1 protein-coding gene is annotated in these 1,240 nt (G+C 67.5%); it reads left to right on the top strand.

The window, feature by feature from the left end:
- Nucleotides 1-1,240: proline dehydrogenase family protein (locus tag MOV74_RS38500; RefSeq protein WP_246932774.1), on the top strand; the 1,240-nt coding region annotated here is incomplete at both ends.

Below are 1,240 nucleotides of genomic sequence, written 5' to 3' on the forward strand. Positions count from 1 at the left end.
CACGCGCCAGGCGATGCGGCTGATGGGCAGTCATTTCGTGCTGGGCGAGACCATCGAGCAGGCGCTGGAGCGGGGCCGCCCGCGCTCCGGCCAGAAGCCGCGCTATTCCTTCGACATGCTCGGCGAAGCCGCGCGCACGGCGGCGGATGCCAGCCGTTATTTCAATGCCTATGCCAGTGCGATCGAAACCATCGGCAAGGCGGCGGGCAACCATCCCCTGCCCGACCGGCCCGGCATCTCGGTCAAGCTCTCGGCACTGCATCCGCGCTTCGAGGCGATCAGCCGGGAGCGGGTGATGGCCGAGCTGGTGCCGCTGCTGCTGGACCTCGCGCAGCGCGCCAAGGCCCATGACCTCAACTTCACCGTCGATGCCGAGGAAGCCGACCGGCTGGAGCTGTCGCTCGACGTGATCGCGGCAACGCTCGCCGATCCCTCGCTTACCGGTTGGGACGGATTTGGCCTCGCGGTCCAAGCCTATCAGAAGCGCGCCAGCGCGGTGATCGACTATGTCGACGAACTCGCCCGCGCGCACGACCGCAAGCTGATGGTGCGCCTCGTCAAGGGCGCCTATTGGGACACCGAGATCAAGCGCGCGCAGGAGCGCGGGCTCGACGGCTATCCCGTGTTCACGCGCAAGGCGATGACGGATCTCAACTTCGTCGCTTGCGCGACGAAGCTGCTGGTCTTGCGGCCCCGCATCTTTCCGCAATTCGCCACCCACAATGCGCTGACGGTCGCGACCGTGCTGGAGCTCGCCGGGAATAGCGGCGGCTTCGAATTCCAGCGCCTGCACGGCATGGGCGAAGCGCTGTACGAGCAGCTCGCCAAGGATCATCCTGAGATCGCCTACCGCACCTATGCGCCGGTCGGCAGCCATCGCGACCTGCTGGCCTATCTGGTGCGGCGCCTGCTGGAGAACGGAGCCAATTCCTCCTTCGTGGCGCAGGCCGCCGATTATCGCGTGCCGGTTGCGGCGCTGTTGCAGCGTCCGGCGGATGCCATCGTTCGGCCACAGCAGGCGGCCCATCCCAAGATTCCGCTGCCCGGCGATCTCTTTGCGCCGGAGCGGCGCAATTCGCGCGGCGTCGAATTCGGCGCGCGCGCTGCACTCGACCAGTTGCTGGTTGACGTGAAAGCCGAGACGGCTGACCTCAAGCCGATCGCCGATGCCACGCGGGATCAAGCCCTTGCGGCGGTGACTGCTGCGCGCGCCGGCTTTGCCGCCTGGAGCCGGACGCCG

The organism is Bradyrhizobium sp. SHOUNA76 (genome assembly GCF_023006445.1).
In the GTDB taxonomy this organism is placed as follows: Bacteria; Pseudomonadota; Alphaproteobacteria; order Rhizobiales; family Xanthobacteraceae; genus Bradyrhizobium.